12 protein-coding genes and 2 pseudogenes are annotated in these 18,408 nt (G+C 36.8%); 13 read left to right on the top strand and 1 reads right to left on the bottom strand.

Going from position 1 to position 18,408, the window contains the following annotated elements:
* Positions 1-9: 9 nt before the first annotated feature.
* The 11 genes and pseudogenes from RCG21_RS31600 (at position 10) to RCG21_RS31550 (ending at position 15,033) form a co-directional block, all read left to right on the top strand.
* Positions 10-252 carry a spore germination protein gene (locus tag RCG21_RS31600; RefSeq protein WP_308914419.1) on the top strand — a complete coding sequence of 81 codons (243 nt, stop codon included), beginning with the start codon at positions 10-12 and terminating at the stop codon, positions 250-252.
* A 1,563-nt stretch (positions 253-1,815) separates the two neighbouring features.
* Positions 1,816-2,523 (top strand): annotated as a pseudogene (locus tag RCG21_RS31595) (IS6 family transposase).
* Between the two features lie 404 nt (positions 2,524-2,927).
* The gene (locus tag RCG21_RS31590) at positions 2,928-3,911 is read left to right on the top strand and encodes a LacI family DNA-binding transcriptional regulator (RefSeq protein ID WP_308914418.1); all 984 of its coding nucleotides are present in this window, start codon (positions 2,928-2,930) and stop codon (positions 3,909-3,911) included.
* Between the two features lie 332 nt (positions 3,912-4,243).
* Positions 4,244-5,179: an alpha/beta hydrolase gene (locus tag RCG21_RS31585; protein ID WP_308914417.1), complete on the top strand. Its 936-nt coding sequence runs from the start codon at positions 4,244-4,246 to the stop codon at positions 5,177-5,179.
* Positions 5,180-5,196: 17 nt separating this feature from the next.
* A complete protein-coding gene (locus RCG21_RS31580; RefSeq protein WP_308914416.1) occupies positions 5,197-6,006 on the top strand; it encodes an alpha/beta hydrolase in 810 nt (269 codons plus the stop codon).
* 48 nt (positions 6,007-6,054) lie between these two features.
* On the top strand, positions 6,055-7,011 hold the full coding sequence (locus tag RCG21_RS31575) for a carbohydrate kinase family protein (protein ID WP_308914415.1): 957 nt from the start codon (positions 6,055-6,057) through the stop codon (positions 7,009-7,011).
* 12 nt (positions 7,012-7,023) lie between these two features.
* Entirely contained in the window at positions 7,024-8,493 is a 1,470-nt protein-coding gene (gtfA, locus tag RCG21_RS31570; RefSeq protein ID WP_308914414.1) for a sucrose phosphorylase, read from the top strand.
* A 264-nt stretch (positions 8,494-8,757) separates the two neighbouring features.
* Positions 8,758-10,086, top strand: coding sequence for an MFS transporter (locus RCG21_RS31565; protein WP_308914413.1), 1,329 nt, complete (start codon positions 8,758-8,760; stop codon positions 10,084-10,086).
* Between the two features lie 140 nt (positions 10,087-10,226).
* Entirely contained in the window at positions 10,227-11,033 is an 807-nt protein-coding gene (locus tag RCG21_RS31560) for a Nif3-like dinuclear metal center hexameric protein (RefSeq protein WP_308914412.1), read from the top strand.
* A 35-nt stretch (positions 11,034-11,068) separates the two neighbouring features.
* On the top strand, positions 11,069-11,881 hold the full coding sequence (locus tag RCG21_RS31555) for an alpha/beta hydrolase (protein ID WP_308914411.1): 813 nt from the start codon (positions 11,069-11,071) through the stop codon (positions 11,879-11,881).
* A 326-nt stretch (positions 11,882-12,207) separates the two neighbouring features.
* Positions 12,208-15,033 (top strand): PAS domain S-box protein, encoded by a 2,826-nt coding sequence (locus RCG21_RS31550; RefSeq protein WP_308914410.1) that lies wholly within the window; start codon positions 12,208-12,210, stop codon positions 15,031-15,033.
* Between the two features lie 154 nt (positions 15,034-15,187).
* On the opposite strand, the pseudogene RCG21_RS31545 reads toward RCG21_RS31550, so the two are convergent.
* Positions 15,188-15,969 (bottom strand): annotated as a pseudogene (locus RCG21_RS31545) (Tn3 family transposase); the annotation flags it as partial.
* Positions 15,970-16,064: 95 nt separating this feature from the next.
* Between RCG21_RS31545 and RCG21_RS31540 the strand changes: the two are divergent.
* Both RCG21_RS31540 and RCG21_RS31535 read left to right on the top strand, forming a co-directional pair.
* On the top strand, positions 16,065-17,390 hold the full coding sequence (locus tag RCG21_RS31540; protein WP_308914409.1) for an ABC transporter substrate-binding protein: 1,326 nt from the start codon (positions 16,065-16,067) through the stop codon (positions 17,388-17,390).
* 73 nt (positions 17,391-17,463) lie between these two features.
* The gene (locus RCG21_RS31535; protein WP_308914408.1) at positions 17,464-18,345 is read left to right on the top strand and encodes a carbohydrate ABC transporter permease; all 882 of its coding nucleotides are present in this window, start codon (positions 17,464-17,466) and stop codon (positions 18,343-18,345) included.
* Positions 18,346-18,408 lie beyond the last annotated feature (63 nt).

The raw sequence follows: 18,408 nt of genomic DNA, 5'->3' as shown, positions 1-18,408 counted from the left end.
CTGAAAAAAATGCCATTTCAGATAAACGTTTTTAATATCAAGACAAATGCAGTCAATAATAATGCAAACATCTCATTAGGACCTTCCGTCCAAAATAGCCATACCGCCAATCAAAAATGGATAGGAGCAACATTAGCACTAGGAGACCTATCACCTGCTAGTTCATGCTCCTTTAATGTGTTCGGTGATACGGATGTTACAGATCAAGACCAAATAGCCAACCCTTCCATCCCAATATCGAGCCAATTTTAGCTTTAGAAAGTTAATAACAAAGTTTTACTATTACCTTGGAACAAACTAATCGTCGCACATATTCCGCACCCTGAAGAAACGTATAACATCCCCTTTCGGGCGATAGTTAGAAAGAAGAATGCAATGGTGAACTACTTGATGGGATACTTCAAATTAAACTCTCGAAAAAATTGATTTTCAATATATTACCCAAATCGACGTAACAGAAATCATATAGCCGTCGATTTTTTTTGCATGTTTTTGAAAAGGAAAAATAAGATGAGAATAGTGAAGATTTTAGTCGAGGTGGATTTATGTAAGTGGATAAAAAAATCCTAAATCCGTAATGGTGTTTTAATATTTTTTCCAAACTTTTTAATCGAGAAGTTGTCGAAAATATCCCTATTACCTTCGATTAATTCAAACCTGAATAGAGGAACTTCATATGCGTTTTCTTTTTCGTAATTTCATCTCTAAAAGAACTTTTACCCAAAAAATTTTGGAATTTAGAAAAAAGGATTTCTGTCCTTGAAGCTTCTCTTACCAAAGCTAAGACTCTAAATGAAAATCAAGTAGATGCTGAATCTGTTAATAAAAATTCAAATCCGAATATTATTGTTGAACATTTACAGGTCGATAAAATTGTTATTGAACATTTAGATTACGCAAATAATTTTGGTCAATTAGGAATTAAAGATTTATCAGGTAAATTAAATATTGGAACAAGCTATGAAGGTGATATTAATAAATTACTAGATGAAAAACTCACGGAGAAACTAGAAAAACAGGCAAAAGTGAATATTAAGGCTAAAAAAGATACTTGACCGACAACAGTCCAGGCTTTTTTCAACAAATGTCTCTTATGTGCATCTATTTTTATACCATCCATTGATCTACTTTAAAACAGAATCCTTTGGTTCGATGGTGGGATTAAAAAACTTAATTATTAAACATAACCATTCTAAAGGGCTAGTTTGTGAAGGGTTTCACTTAAACTAAAGGGTGCGTTAGTTAAACAAGCAATTCTGTACGAAAATGAATCGATTTTTAGAATAAAACAAACAAGATAAAAAGAAGCCATTTTCCCTTAGCGTAGGAGAAAATGGCTTTTTGTTTCCAAAAAATGTATTAGCGTGGGTTTTATGTCAAAATGTTGGTTGTACCCCAATAACAAAACAGAAAAATAGATTTCTAAAACGATGTTTCTCCATAATAACACTCCTCCCCTACGTATTTTACCATTGAGAATAAACAATTTCTGTAAAAAATGGATGTATATCGAATTCATGCTTGGTTAACATAACGTATCATTATCAGTAGTAAAACAAAAAGCTCATTCCTCCTAGGGATAGCATCAATGTCCATCAAACTAATATTTTGAAGTCCCCAAAACGAAAACTTTATCTTGCCACAATTATTTATAACAATTCAGCTCATTTTTTTCGTTTAAGGGAACAATGAATTTCTTAAGTTGATGGGCATGTATGGTGACCCCTATAAGGGGTACAGACCGGTTCTGGTGCAAGAAGTCTAGTAAACTTGGACATACTGATACTATTACTCTACAAAAGGTGTGTGATTGGTATGGAAAAGGACAACTTGTTCAAATGGAAGCACTATCAGCCTGATATTATTTTATTAATGGTAAGATGGTATCTACGATACAACCTAAGTTTTCGTGATTTGGTGGAAATGATGGAGGAACGAGGCTTATTCATTGCTCACACAACCATTATGCGTTGGGTACATCAATATGGTCCTGAGTTGGATAAGAGAATCCGACGTCACCTCCAACAAACCAATGATTCATGGAGAGTGGACGAAACGTACATAAAAGTAAAAGGACAATAGATGTACCTGTATCGTGCAGTCGATTCAGATGGAAATACCATTGATTTTTTCCTTAGTAAAACGAGAGATGCCAAATCAGCCAAGCGCTTCTTGAAAAACGCCTTGGCTTTTTCGTATGTTGCCAGACCTCGTGTCATAACAGTAGATAAAAATCCAGCTTATCCAGTAGCGATTCAACAGTTAAAAAACGAAAAAAAGATGCCGGAAGGCATCCAAATAAGGCAAGTAAAATATCTGAACAACATCGTGGAACAGGATCATCGATTCATTAAGAGGCGAGTCCTTCCTATGTTAGGGTTCAAGTCTTTTGACACAGCTACATCCATTCTTTCAGGAGTAGAAGCCATGCATATCATTAAAAAAGAACAGATTGATTTACGGGATCAGTCTGTCCAAAATCAGAAAGAATTCATCCATCAATTGTTTGGGCTTACGTCATAGGATACGATTCTGCTAGGAAAATATGTGCTTTATTCTCTTTTATTTTATCTTTGCACCAGAACCCATACAAGACCTTGTTAGAGTTAAAAAAGAACTCATTCTATAAAATCATCGGAGAATATGAACAAACAATTTAGGCATCCTTCTAAGGGTGTCTTTTTCTTTGTGATAATTTTCCTGTTCTATTAAGTATTAAAGTTAAGAAGAATAGTATTAATTTAAGAACTTTTGAAAACCTAAATTTTACTAACAACATTCAACGTGGAAATTAAAATGAACATTTGGCAATATACTAGAATGATTCTGGAGATATCAATTATTTGGTTTAATGTGGGTAAGAACATAGAGAAATTGAATTTTTCATAAATATGGTATAATTAAGTTAAAAAGTTGGTGGACAGTTTATGGCAAAAATTACCGATGTGGCAGAAAGAGCAGGTGTTTCTGTTACAACAGTTTCCCGTGTGCTTAATAATCGGGGGTATATTAGTCAAGCCATGAGGGAAAAGGTATACCAGGCTATGAAGGAACTAAATTATCAGCCTAATGAACTGGCTCGTTCTTTATTTAGAGGAAAATCAAATATTATTGGACTCATTGTGCCTAGAGTTTCACATCCTTTTTTTAGTGAGCTTACCTATAGTCTAGAGGACTATGCTTACCAAAAAGGGTATAAATTGTTGCTTTGTAATTCAAATGGGGATGTATCGAAAGAAAGAAAATATATTGAGATGTTAAAGAAAAATCAAGTGGACGGGATTATTATGAGCAGTCATGTATTGGACGTGGAAGACTACCTTAATCTGAATTTGCCTATTATCTCGTTTGATCGAATTTTAGCTGAAAATATCCCTATTGTTTCTTCTGATAATTTTGGGGGAGGCCAACTTGCAACCAAGTTATTAATCCAAAAAGAATGCCGAAAACTGGCTTATTTTTATGGTGGAATTGGTGTACCCCACCATAATGCTTTGCTTGCCAGTGCTAGGTACCAAGGCTTTTTGGAAGAATTAAAAAACACTGAAATTGAACACTTCGCTATAGTGTTGGAATCAGGGAATACTGACAGCAATGTTCATGAAATTGTTCAGATCCTTCAGGAACATTCTGATATTGATGGTGTGTTCGCTAGTAGCGATACCATTGCAGCAAAGGTCATTCAGGCGTGCTATCAGTTAAAAAAGAAAATCCCGGAAGAAATTAAAATCGTCGGATATGATGATGTGGGGATTGCGTCTTTAATATCTCCACCTCTTACAACGATAAGTCAGCCAATAAAAAAAATGTGTGAACTTACTATTGAACTGATGGCCAAGCAAATTAATGGGGAAGAAGTGCAGTTAGTAAATCGGCTTCCGGTCTCATTGGTTGAACGATGTACCACGTAGATATATTTCTTTTTTTAAAATTTGACAATTTTATCGTTTTTTAATACAAACCGATATCTTTATAAAAACTTAGAAATGCCACTGGTGCAACCAGTGGCATTTTCAACTTCCCCATTCTCCTACTAGTTTTCGTTGTAAATAATTTTTTAAAAAATATGAAAACCGGTTGACATATATATGTTAACCGTTTAGCATATAGGTATTGAAACCGGGAAAGCGCTTTAGCAGGAGAAAATCTGCATTGTTTTTCTTGGTAAGCTCCTAGGCTAAACAACTAAAGGGGAACTTACGGTGGGAAAGAAATTAAAAATAATTTTGTTATGAGGTATTATATGGACTTTTTAAACAGGGTAAATCCAGAATTAAGAGACACTTTACTGCTTAATCCGGTTCTACGGCTACCTGAAGATTTGGCTGCTACCAGACTAATCCCTACACCCCCAACAAGCAATTCCGAATTAGTTCGAATCACCGAAAGGTTCATTTCCGGTGGGGATGGGCAAGAAATGTTGATTAAGATTTACGAGCCTGATTGCAGGGATGTGGCTAAATTGCCTGCAGTTCTTTGGTGCCATGGTGGAGGTTACGTCTTAGGCCATCCTAACAGTGAAGATAACCTTTGTGAACGGTTTGTATTAGCCGTCAATTGTGTCGTCATTTCTCCAGATTATCGCCTTGCCCCTGAGAATCCATATCCAGCAGGTTTAGAAGATTGCTATTCTGCATTAGTGTGGATGACCAACTTGGCTGAAGAATTGAATATCGATTTAAACCGGGTTGCAATCGGTGGAGGAAGTGCTGGGGGAGGATTAACTGCTGCCTTGTCATTATTGGCACGTGATCGAAAAGGGCCTGCTATTTGTTTTCAAATGCCTTTATATCCGATGATTGATGATCGGAATATTACACTTTCCAGTTACGAAATTACCGATCCACTCGCGGTGTGGTACAGGGGAAATAACATAGCAGCTTGGGAGATGTATCTTGGCAGCCATTCCAATGAGGAAATATCTCCATATGCAGCCCCAACTCGGGCGGATAATCTAGCAGGACTTCCTCCGACCTATACTTGTGTCGGTCAACTAGATCCTTTTAGAGATGAAACGATTGACTATGTAGCTCGCCTCGCACAAGCAGGAGTAGAGGTAGAATTTCATTTATATCCCGGTTGTTTTCATGCATTCGAACATATCGTTCCAGATGCAGACATCAGCGAACGTGCCAAAAGCACTTATATTACTGCGATGGCAATGACTTTAAACAAGTAAGAAGGAGATGTCAAACATTGATCCATGAAAAAATCGATATCTGTACCGAGCATTCTGAAGCTAAATTATATACGTATATTTTGGATAATTCTCCAGAAATAGATAGTAGTCGAACACGTCCGATGGTCATTATATGTCCTGGTGGAGGGTATGTATTTACTTCAGACAGAGAAGCTGAACCAATTGCAATTAGAATGAATGCGATGGGCTTTCATGCTTGTGTTCTTCGATATAGTGTGCGCCCGGCAACTTTTCCGACAGCACTGACAGAACTGGCTATAGTAGTGGCTCTAATGAGAAAGAATGCTGAAAAATGGAAAATCGACAGAGATAAGATTATTGTTGGAGGATTTTCAGCTGGCGGTCATTTAGCGGCTAGTTTGGGGGTTTTTTGGAATAGAAGTTTTCTTTCAGAAACGTTAGGGATTTCAAACGAAGAGATTAAGCCGAATGGAATTCTTTTAAGTTATCCGGTCATTACTTCTGGTCCATATGCACACAATGGTTCTTTAGTTGCTTTGTTAGGAGAAAACTACAATGAGCTTCTTGATGAGGTATCATTGGAAAAACACGTCTCTTCCGACACTCCGCCAACGTTCCTGTGGCACACCTATTTGGATGATGCTGTTCCTGTTGAAAATAGTTTTTTGTTAGCGGGTAGTCTTTTAAAGCATAAAGTGTCTTTGGAAATGCATATTTTTCCTAAGGGAATTCATGGCTTGTCTCTTGGAACAGAGGAAACAAAGGCAAGGAATAATAATGAAACCCTTCAACCTGATGTATCTAATTGGATTGAAATGGCAGGACGTTGGATCAAAAAGCTTTAACAATGACAGGTTGCCAATATGGCCGATAAATGAATTTGGAGGCATATGATGCTTGAGTTGAATAGTAAAATCGAATTTCAAAACAAAAGGAATGACATCTTAACAGTCGGAGAAATTCTCATTGATATGATCTCAGCTGAATATGGCGACAATTTTGACGGAGATACTTATCATAAATTTTTCGGGGGCTCCCCTTCAAATATTGCTATGAACGTTAGGAAATTAGGAATTCAGTCTCTTGTTGCTTCAGCGGTAGGAAAAGATGGTTTTGGAAATTTTTTAATCAAGAAATTATTTGAAGCTGATATCGATACGAGCTTTGTACAGCAGGTGGATTACTCTACAAGTATGGTAGTGATTACAAAGAGTAAATCAACTCCTATTCCTATCTTTTATAGAGGGGCTGACTACCATTTAGAATATACTGCACAACTGGAAGAAGCCTTACTTAAATCAAAGATTGTTCATTTTTCATGCTGGCCCATATCAATGGAACCGGGTCGTCAAACGATTGAAAGAGTCATAGAAAAAGCAAGAACTAATCAAATTCTAGTAGGTTTCGACCCCAATTATCATCCAATGATTTGGCAAAAGGGGCATGATGGGCTCGAGTATGTGAAATCAATAATTAGCAAGGTGGATATCATCAAGCCGTCTGAAGATGATGCAGAAAGATTATTCGGTAAAGATACCATTGAAAATCAGATTGAGAATTTTCTCTACTTGGGGGCAAAACTGGTCATCATGACATTAGGAAAAGACGGTGCCTTCGTTTCGAATGGAAAAGAGATTATACAGTTGGATTCCTTTGCGTCTGAGGTCGTCGATACAACGGGTGCTGGTGACGCATTTTGGTCAGGATTTTATACAGCATTGGTGAAAGGATCCACCATCAGAGAAGCCTTAACTTTAGGTTTTGCAGTCAGTGCCTATAAATTAAAACATACAGGTGCAATTGTAAATTTACCAAAGCTTGAGGAGATAAAAGATTTATATCAATTGTAGGAGGTGTAAGAAGTGACAGTAAAAAATCAAGTACAGCTTATTACGTATCCAGATTCACTCGGAGGAGATTTAAAAACACTTAACCATGTTCTCGTAGAGCATTTTTCGGATATTTTTAAAGGTGGTATACATATTTTGCCGCCGTTTCCCTCTTCTGGAGATCGGGGTTTTGCTCCGCTGACTTATTTGGAAATTGAACAAAGCTTTGGGACTTGGGCTGACATCAGAGCGATTGGCGAAAACTTTGATGTATTAGTGGATCTAATGGTGAACCATATTTCAAGACAGTCCGAGTACTTTCAGGATTTTCTTAAAAATGGCCGTAAATCGGAATATGTTGACCTTTTTATCACCCTTGACAAGCTTTGGGAAGACGGTAAACCCATAAAAAAAGATATGGATAAAATGTTTTTGCGCCGACCATTGCCTTATTCCACTTTTACCATCGAAGAAACCGGTGAGGAAGAGAAGGTTTGGACAACGTTTGGTAAAACGGACCCATCCGAGCAAATTGATTTAGACATCAAATCACCAAAGGTAAAGCAGCTGCTTACGGACTTCTTTAAGCATTTCAAGGAGAATAATGTCAAAATTGTACGACTGGATGCTGTCGGTTATGTGATTAAAAAGCTGGGGACAAACTGCTTCTTCGTCGAGCCGGAAATCTATGAATTCCTAGATTGGGTTATTGAATTGGCCAATTCATTGGGCATTGAATTACTTCCAGAAGTTCATTCGCACTACTCCATCCAATACAAGCTGTCTGAGCACGGCTGCTGGATTTATGATTTTATCCTGCCATACCGGGTGCTCGATACATTAATCAATAAGAATAGTGAACAATTGTTGCATTATCTTAAAAATCGCCCGCATAAGCAGTTTACGATGCTAGACTGCCATGACGGTGTTCCGGTCAAGCCGGATTTGGATGATTTAATTGACACGAAAGAGACAAGAAAATTAGTGGATGTTTGCCTCCAAAGAGGTTCAAATCTAAGTCTAATTTTGTCAGACGAGCATAAGTCGGAGGATGGATTTGATGTCCATCAAATCAGATGCTCATACTACTCCGTACTAAATAATGATGATGATGCCTATATTTCAGCGAGAGCGATTCAATTTTTTACTCCAGGGATACCTCAGGTGTATTATGTAGGACTATTAGCAGGGGAAAACGACTATGAAAGAGTTAGAGAAACAGGAGAAGGTAGAGAAATCAACCGTCACAACTATAGTCTTATGGAGATTGAAAAATCTCTAGAAAAAGAAGTGGTCAAAAGATTATTAAAGCTTATTCGATTTAGAAACGATTATGATGCCTTTAATGGGGAGTTCAAGGTATTAGAATCCAACAAAGATGAAATTCATCTTTCCTGGCAAAAGGACAAGAAGCGTTGTACACTTTATATCGATTTTAAAACGAACAGGCCTGTTATCGATTATATTGATCGAGATGGTAAAGATACTCAATATTATGTATAACAAGTTAAATAGATAATGTTTAATAAATATTCATAACTAATAATCATGCAGTCTAAGAGGAAATGTATTAAAGATAAAAGATACAGCTGTAAGTATTTAGGTAACCGGCTGTCAAATTATGAGACAGCCGTACTATTATAAAAGTTTTCTAAACCGCTTTCAATTAATAATTTGGAGGGGTAGTAAAAATATTATTTATTTTCGATGAAGATAAAATTAAATCATTAAGAATTTAAGGATGTATAAATTACAGGGGGGTTTATAATGTCTGAAACAAAAAAAATACCAAAGTTAAGATGGCTTTACTTTTTACCTGTATTATTTCTAATGTGCTTTTTTTCATTTGTAAGTAACTCACTCCTAAGCATTGCCCTACCTGGGGGAATGATGAAGGATTTAGGCTTTGCTGCAAGCATTGCTGGGCTTGCGGGTGGAGTCGCGGGTATTGGAGGTATGATTTTACAGATCTCCGGTGGACACATTGCTCAAAAAGGAAAACTCAAAAAATTTCTTGGCTTTTCAACGATATGCTGGAGCGTAATAACTATTCTACAAGGGTTTGTTACAAACGGTTGGCAACTTATAGTACTCAGATTTTTACTTGGTGTTGCAGAGGGAGCTATTGTACCAGGCATCATGACTCTTTTACCCTATTGGTTTCCAGAAAAAGATGGTGAAAGAAGTCGAGCTATAGCTGTAGTGTTTACTGCCTCCGGCATTGCAGCAACACTTACTGGACCAATCGGTGGATTTCTGATAGCAATGTTCAATTGGCAAATGATGTTTATGATTTTAGGCGTTATTAGTTTAATAATTGGTGGAATATGGTTTGCTGTAATGTATGACAGACCAGAACAAGCTAGATGGTTAAGCAAAGAAGAAAAAGAATATATTACTACAACCATTCAAAAGGAACAGAGTGCTTTAAAGAAAGATGGGGGCAATAATGTAAGTGGGGATAAGCTTCTGCCTATTTTAGGCTATCTATTAAGAAATAAGTATAGCTGGGCTTTGAGTATCGTTGGCTTTTGTGCGGTATTCGGTCAGATAGGATTTTTTACTTGGATGCCAACAGCTATTCAGTCTGTTACGCATGCAGGTATTGGTAATATAGGATTATTAAGTGCACTTCCATCGATTGCTGCTATTTTAGGATTGGCAGTATGGTCTAAATTAACAGCGAAAATAAAGCAGCGCCGCCTTAGCACGGGGATACCACTACTGTTGTTTGCTATTTCTCTAGTTATTTTAGGTCTTTTTTCTAATAGTACAAATGCTGCTTTGTACATCGTTTTAATGTGTGTAGCTGGCTTTTTTATACAGGCTTTTATGCCTAGTTTTCATACAATACCTACTCTTATTTTCTCCAAAGAAGTTGAAGGTGCAGCTAGGGGGCTAACAGGATTTACTTCAGCATTTGGTGGATTTGCTGGTCCTTATCTTGCTGGAATTTTTATTTCAATCTCAGGTTCGCAAGTAGGAGCTATGTATGTTATGGCATTAATATTGTTCGTAGGGATGTTAGCATCTTTCATTCTTCCTAAGAATCTTGGTTTAGAAGCACAAGGTGAAAATAATCATAAATCAGCCTGACTTTCTATTAAAAAATCCAAGAAATAATATATCAAATTAATAGTGTTAGTGATACATTCCAGCTTTAATAAATAGGAAAGGAATGTATCACCCTTATATTTATTAAAAAGACAGTCATGTTAATGAAAGTAGGAATAATAATGAATGTACAAGAAGTTATTGAGGCAATTCTCTCAGATTCATGTGGCGATATGAGGCTTGAAAAAACAGGTGATCAGATAATATCCGGGAATCCTAATACTGATGTCCAAGGAATTGTCACAACGTTTATGGCAACGATAGACGTTATTAAGCGTGCTATTGAAGGCGGGGCAAATATGATCATTACACATGAACCCACTTTTTATACGGGAAGGGACGAGACGGATTGGCTCGAGAATGACCTGTTATATCTTGCAAAGAAAAAGTTAATCGAAGAAAACAATATTGCAATTTGGCGGTACCATGATTATATGCATATGGCGAAAACGGATAGAATTTATGATGGCCTTCTGAAAGAAATTGGCTGGGAACATAATTTGCAGGAGGAGAACCAACCTTTCATATACAAAATTAATGAAGTTACTTTGGCTGAACTTGCCAGATTTTTTAAACAGAAACTATCAATGGATGTTATTCAAATTGTTGGCAACCCTGAAATGAAATGTTCAAAGGTCGGGGTACTAGTGGGTGGAGGAAGCTTAGGTTTAGGCAGAGAACAAATGCCAATGGAGTTAATGAGAAATCATAACTTGGATGTTATGGTTTGTGGTGAAATAACAGAATGGACATTGTGTGCTTATGTCAATGATGCAACAATGCTCGGAATGGATAAGGGAATGATTGTGATTGGCCATGAGCGTAGTGAGGAATTCGGCATGAAATATATGGCAGAATGGTTGAAGCCTTTGGTCAAGAACATTCCTGTCACTTTTATTGATGCGAAAGAACCGTTCCTTTATTTATAAACCTCGACTTCATTAAAAAAATTTAGACATTAGGAGTGAATCAATTGGCCATCTCACAAGTTAATTTTTACTCAAAGGCTTTAAAAAGGGAAGTTACATTTAATGCACTCTTACCGCTAGACCGCACTGACATGTTTGGGCATGAAAATACTGAGGAGCGCCCATTTAAAGCTCTTTATCTTTTACATGGATATTCTGGTAATTATCTGGATTGGCTTAGTCTTTCAAGAATTCGGGAACTATCTCATAAATATAATATAGCTGTGTTTATGCCGTCAGGTGAAAACAGTTTTTATTTGGATGACAACGATAAAGGGGAATTATTTGGTGAATATATTGGAAATGAATTGGTGATGTTTACGCGAAAAATGTTTCCTTTATCCACTAAGCGAGAGGATACTTTTATTGGTGGATTATCAATGGGCGGATATGGAGCCATTCGCAACGGATTAAAGTACGCTGGTAATTTCAGTCGTATAATTGCCTTGTCCTCCGCTATCATAACTTACAGAATAGCGGGAATATCTACCGACTATAAAGATGAAGTGGCAGATTATAATTATTATAGAAGAGTTTTTGGTGACTTAAATCTGCTTATGGGCAGTGATCGAGATCCGGAGGCACTCGTCCTTAAATTGATAAAGACTAAAGTGGAAATACCCGAAATATATATGGCATGTGGAACTGAGGACTTCTTGTTAGATGTAAACCAAAAATTTCATGATTTTTTAGTTTCAAAAAAAGTGAATGTCATTTATAGAGAAACAAAAGGGGACCATACGTTTGATTTTTGGAATAATTATATTGAAAAGGCTATAGTATGGGCTACACATAATAGTGAAAATTGAGTAAAAAACTCTATTAAAATATAAAAACAGAAGTTAATAATCCCTCTCTGAAGGCACATTTTAAAACCGAAATCTAGTGCTCCTAGGCACAAAAATTAATGAAACCCTCTTAAGGAATTATTAAATTAGGTATATGTAAATGATTAAATGTTGAAATGCAGAAAATACTGAATATTAAAATTTATTTTTCAATAATATGATTCTATTATCTAAAGGAATTTTTATTTGAAAATTTCATTCATTGCTCACGATAACAAGAAAAATGATATAGTAAATTTCGCAGTTGCTTATGAACTAACTACAATTATATCTTTGGGGGGATAGCTATGATAATGAATAACCTAATAGCTCTGGATCAGTATACTTGCCCGAATGTAGAAAGGCAAAAGCTTGAACATGAATGGGAAAAGTTTGTTTCTGGTATTAACGCAACCCCATCAATCCTCCCCCTAATGCATGATTTATGGCAGCGTTGTTTGGAGCTGGGAATCAGTCCCCTTCAAAGTAAGACTTCTATTAACCTCAGTGAAGAAGAAATTAAGGAGTATGTGGCAACGGATCCTTTATTTCGTACTTTAAAACCGGTACTTACGAAATTAAAAGATATGTATATGGATTCCGGCCATTTGATAACGTTTTGTAATCCTTCCGGAGATATTGTTTCTTTAGACGGAGATTTGTCTTTAATGCTCAAAGCTGAGGATATGAATTTTGTCACCGGCTCATCTTGGGCAGAAAATAGCATAGGTACGAATACGATTGGAACTGCCATTTCTACTGGTTCTCCGATTCAAGTGTTTGCCGGAGAACACTTTTGTCAAGAGGTACAAAATTGGACATGCTCAGCTGCCCCTATCCGTGATCCAGCTACTCAAAAAATTTTGGGAGTCATTGAATTGACCGGGCTATGGACAGTCAACCATCCTTATTTCTTATTAGTCGTCATTTCAGCGGCACAAGATGTAAATGGGATGCTGCACAAGCAATTAAAGTGGGAACGGTTTAAGCTTTACGAATATTACCAAAGCAAAGATATTTCTTGGCAGTCGAAGTCCTGTTTAGCCGTTTTAGACCGCGGAGGGAAGGTATTTAAAGCATCCTCTTTATTATATGAAAAAGGTTTGATTGATTCGAACTATTACTTGGTCAGCACTCCTTCTCTATCATTAACCTTAGCGTCAAGGCAGTATTGGGAATATGAACATCGAAATGGTATTTGGCGTTTTCAGCTAACCCCCATTATCTATGGAGGAATGCTTATCGGTTCCGTTGTTCACGTTATTCCTCCAACTATAACAAGTATTGGTTCAAAATCTTCCCTCCCTGCTGTGATAGATGGAAGGCTTCCATCTTTAACAAGTAAGCATCGCTTAAACAGGAGGGCTATCATCCGCAAACTTGATGACAAGAAATTAGATGTGGAGAAAAAATCGATGAAGTTGCCCGATTTTTATAAATCTCTTTTTAATCATAATCCTGACGGAATCTTTTCTTGTGATTTACAAGCCAATTTATTGGATGTGAATCCGGCTTTGGAAAGAATGATTGGTTATACGCTTAAAGAACTTCAACTGACATCGCCTCCATCACTAATTCTTCCAGGATATCAGGAAACTGGAATGAAAAACATTGAAAAAACTATCAAAGGAAAACCGCAGGATTATGATGTGGCGATCAAGCACAAAAATGGATACCGAATCGATATAAAAGTAAAAAACTTCCCGCAAGAAGATCTGCAATGGACCAGACAACAATTGGACTTATTTCTTAAAAATACAGTGGATTCTATTATTATTTTTGATTTGAAACATCATGTCATAAAAGTGAATAAAGCGTTTGAAGAAGTATTTGGCTGGAGTGAACAAGAAATAATAGGAAGAAAAAAACCGACTATTCCCCATTTTTTAGTTGACAAGTATACGGAAATCCTTCAAAAAATAGTGAATAACAGGCATGTGATGTCGCTTGAAACGATTAGGCAGCGAAAAGATGGAAGTCTCATTGATGTCAGCATCTTCGTTTCCCCCATTGTAAATGCGAAAGGTAATGTAACCGCTTTCGCATCTATCTTGAGGGATATTTCGGACCGTAAACGAATAGAAGAACCGTTGAAAGAAAGTGAAATGAAATACCGTATCCTATTTGAACAGACACCTGATGCGGTATTCTTAGTAGAATTGAATGGGGATCGAACTCCATCCCGATTAATTGAAATAAACCCGGTTGTGTGTGAACGATTGGGGCGCAGCAGGGAAGAAATTCTCTCGATGCCTATTACCGATATTATTTCACAAGATTCCAAAATGTATAGGACATTTATAAAAAAAACCAAAGAAGGAAAACACTCTTTCACTTTACAAGACGAAATTGTTATATCAGGCAAAAAAATGAATGTTGAGCGTAATATCCAAGTTTTTAAATTTTGGGGGAAGGAAGTTGTCCTGATTACCTCTCGTGATATTACTGAACGCTTAAAAACAGAAGAATTATTACGGAAATCGGAGAAGCTGGCTGTTGTAGGGCATCTAGATACTGCCATCGCCCATGAAGTGAACAATCCTTTAACCGTAATAAAAGGATTTATTCAATTACTAAAATCAACGGAAAATGAGAACAACCAGCATTATATTGACGTAGTATTATCAGAGATTAATCGAATTGAGGGCATTACGAATGAATTTATGGCAGCAGCCAAGCCGCAGGCAGTAAAGGTTTGTCCGAATAACATGTATCTGTTAATTGAACAGGTTACCCACTTATTCCAAACTCAAGCGAAGCTTAACAATGTCCAAATTAGAACGGAGTTTGAATCGGGAATTCCTTTGATTCCCTTTGAACGGAACCAATTAAAACAAGTGATGATCAATATCTTGAAAAATGCCATTGCATCAATGCCGCTGGGAGGAGAAGTTTTAATTCAAGTCAAAAAATCGGATGATCATCATGTATGCATTAGCATTATTGATCGAGGATGCGGAATCCCAAAAGAACGGATACCATATCTTGGAGAACCATTTTATTGTATAAAAGAAGAAGGAATCGGCTTAGGATTAATGATTTGTTATAAAATAATAGAAGCGCATGGAGGAGAAATAAGTATCGAAAGTGAAGTGGGGAAAGGGACGAAAGTGGATGTCATTCTTCTCATCTAACTCCTCCATTTTAGAGAATGAATATATAATAACCATAAGTGATCTTGTTCATTTTATTAGAATGAACAAGATCACTTATCCTATTTCCTTAAAAAAGACAAAACGCAAAAAAAATCTACAATATATTCACAAAACCTGGTGTCATCTTATTCTACCATTTCCTTTCTGAAAAAACCGTTTGAATCATGAGTACATTAATATAAACGAGGCAGTTTTGCAATAGGTGTAGGGAAAGAACTGCAACCTCTTGATCTTCCAGTCTGTTTGTTGCAATTTCTCCACCTTTTCCATAAAAGATAAATCCATTGGTGGAGTTCCAATTCTCTACAACATTGAGACCTTCATTAATTTCTCTTCGCATATCTTCCGAATCTAAATAATCACATAAGAAAATAGTTATAATGACTTTTCCTAACTCTGCCAAGGCTTGGTAAGTAGGGTGTTTTAAGTTGTCTTGTAAATCGTTTTAAGAAGCATCTGTTTCAGCTGTTCCAAGACGTAAAGCCGTGGCATACTTGATCTTCTGGTCATATTGCTGACGAAACAATTCCCAGTTAATAGGCCTTGTAAGAATGGGATGTAAATTGGGGAAAGCGTCACTCATACATTATCTGGCCTATACAGTTTTTGAGAGTGGATAGACTTTAATCTTGGCATTAGCTGAAAACCCAAAAGGTGACAAAATGCGAATGCTACCTCGCTTTGACCGTGGCTATCTACATAATTCTTTTCAACTTCCATGCTCGTACAATGCTTCAAAACACTTTCAATCATGGATGCCACTTCAGAAGAGGAGCAAGATTTCAATTGGGAATAGATACAAGTTGAATGTTTAGCTACATGCCAGTAAATCATTACACCTCTGCCTCTATATCGAATATGCCATTCAGTCATTAAGTTTTGGTCCCATGCGCCAAACTTCTTGGAATCAGAATTAAATAGCAAATTATAATAACCGGTTGACATACTATATGATAACCGGTTATCATGTATACATAGAAAGCGTTTTCTTAAAAAAGGGGGAATCAATTTTGAAAATTAAAAGGTTTTTGAAATTAGGAGTCATTTCTGCTTTGTTACTTGCCTCATTGGCAGCGTGTTCTGATAAGGAAGAATCCTCGGGAACAACGAATGGTGATAAAGGAGTTAAAATTACCTTCTTTAATACTTCAGCTGAAGTAAATACTGTGTTTGAGGACCTTTTTAAGAAATATCATGAACTAAATCCAAATGTGACGGTGGAATTAATTCCAACACCGATTGGTGGACAACAAATAGAAAAATTCCAATCATTAATAGCCTCTGGTACCCCTGCTACCATCGCAAACCTGGATCCGGGAACTATTGTGCAATATAAAGATAAATTTTTAGATTTAGAGTCTGAGAAAGCTAAATATGAAAGTCTTACAAATCCAGGGGCTGTTGAGGGAGGAATCTTGGATGGAAAGTTCCTTGGTATCCCATGGACAGCCCAAGGTTACGGTTTATTATATAATAAACGAGTAGTAGAAGAAGCTATTGGCGGGACATTCGATCCAGCTTCCATCAAAACCCGCGATGATTTGGAATCGCTCTTTAAGAAAATTGAAGCTGTAGGCAAGGAGCCTGTCATGCTCCATGGTGCTGATTGGTCTTTAGGAGCTCACTACTTAGCATTGTCCTATTCTTTGCAATCGGATGATATGGAAAAGAATCGCAAGTTTGTAGAGGATATGCAAAGTGGCAAAGTCAAATTGACAGACAATCCGCAATTTACTGGTTTGATGGATACTTTTGATTTGTTAAAGAAATATAATGCTAGAAAAAATGATCCACTAGTAGCAGATTATAATAGAGATAGTGCCGATTTTGCAAAAGGCAATGCTGCATTCTACTTTATGGGTGACTGGACGTGGGCAGTAATTGGAAATCTTAAAGGAAGAGATAAAGAATTCGGCGTTATTCCGGTTCCAATCAGTAATAATCCAGAAGACTTTGGCAACTCTCAGGTAGCTTTTAGTGAACCAAAGTTGTTTGCAATTGATAATTCTGGCTCAACAAAAGAACAGCAACAAGCAGCAAAAGACTTGATTGAATGGATGGTTACAAGCAAAGAAGGCCAAGATGCAATTATAACAAAAATGGGGTTATCCATGCCTTACAAGGATGTAAAAGCAACAAGTACCAATATCCTATCTAAAGCAGTATCTAAATATGTAAGTCAAGGTAAAGTGATTAATATTGGTGTCATCAACTATTTACCACAGGACTATTGGGCTAAGACGGGAGCTTCTATGCAAAAGTATTTAGTAGAAAAGATTAATCGTGAGCAACTTGCGGAAGAAGTGGAAAATTATTGGAAATCAACCAAAAAATAAATGGGTTGACTGACCTAAAGAGATGGGAAAAAGTAGCTTACTTTTTCCCATCATTGTTAGGAGGGAATACTTGATGATAAATAAAAATCTTTTAAAGAATACGGGAACATTTTTATTGTTTGGTGGTCCAGCTCTATTCGCCTTTCTCGCTGTTGTTCTGATTCCATTCATTTACGGACTGTATTTGACATTTACGAATTGGAGTGTTGGTACGGGGGAAAGTACATTTGTTCAATTCAGTAATTACGTAAAGGTTTTTAAAGACGAGGCATTTTTAACTTCATTGTGGTTTACAATCAAATATGCCTTTTTTTGCTTGCTATTTTCCAATGTAATCGCATTTTTTATAGCTTTGGCGCTGACAAAAAAATTAAGAGGGTCTCAATTTATCCGTGCAGGCTTTTTTACTCCGAATTTAATTGGCGGAATTGTGCTGGGGTATTTGTGGCAGACTTTATTCTCGCAAGTATTTCCGTATATAGGCGGTAAATTTGGTTGGGAAATATTCGAAAAATCTTGGTTAGGTGATTCTGACAAAGCTTTCTGGGCATTAGTGATTGCGTCAGTTTGGCAATTAGTCGGTTATCTTATTATTATTTATATTGCTGGTCTGGCTGGTGTGCCCAAAGACATCTTGGAGGCAGCCGAAATAGACGGTGCGAATGGCATTCAAAAACTTGCTAAGATCATCTTACCACTTGCTATACCATCGATAGTAATCTGTATTTTCATCTCAATCACCCGTTCGTTCTTGGCCTATGATGTTAACCTCTCCTTAACAAAGGGAGGACCTTTTAATTCGACAGAAATGGTCTCTTACCATATCGTTCAGAAAGCATTCCTTTCTAATGACTATGGGACGGGACAAGCAGAAGCAATTGTGCTGTTTGTTGTTGTTGCACTAATCGCTTTGACACAAACGTATTTCCTTAAGAAGCGGGAGGTAGAAGCATGAGTTTACAAAGGAGCTCTTACCAATTTAATCAGGTTTCATCTGTAAATGATGTCAAGGACAAAG

The organism is Bacillus salipaludis (assembly GCF_030938565.1).
GTDB lineage: Bacteria > Bacillota > Bacilli > Bacillales > Cytobacillaceae > Neobacillus > Neobacillus salipaludis_A.
Note: the sequence above shows the minus strand (reverse complement) of the source record. Positions and strands in the feature narration are given on the sequence as shown.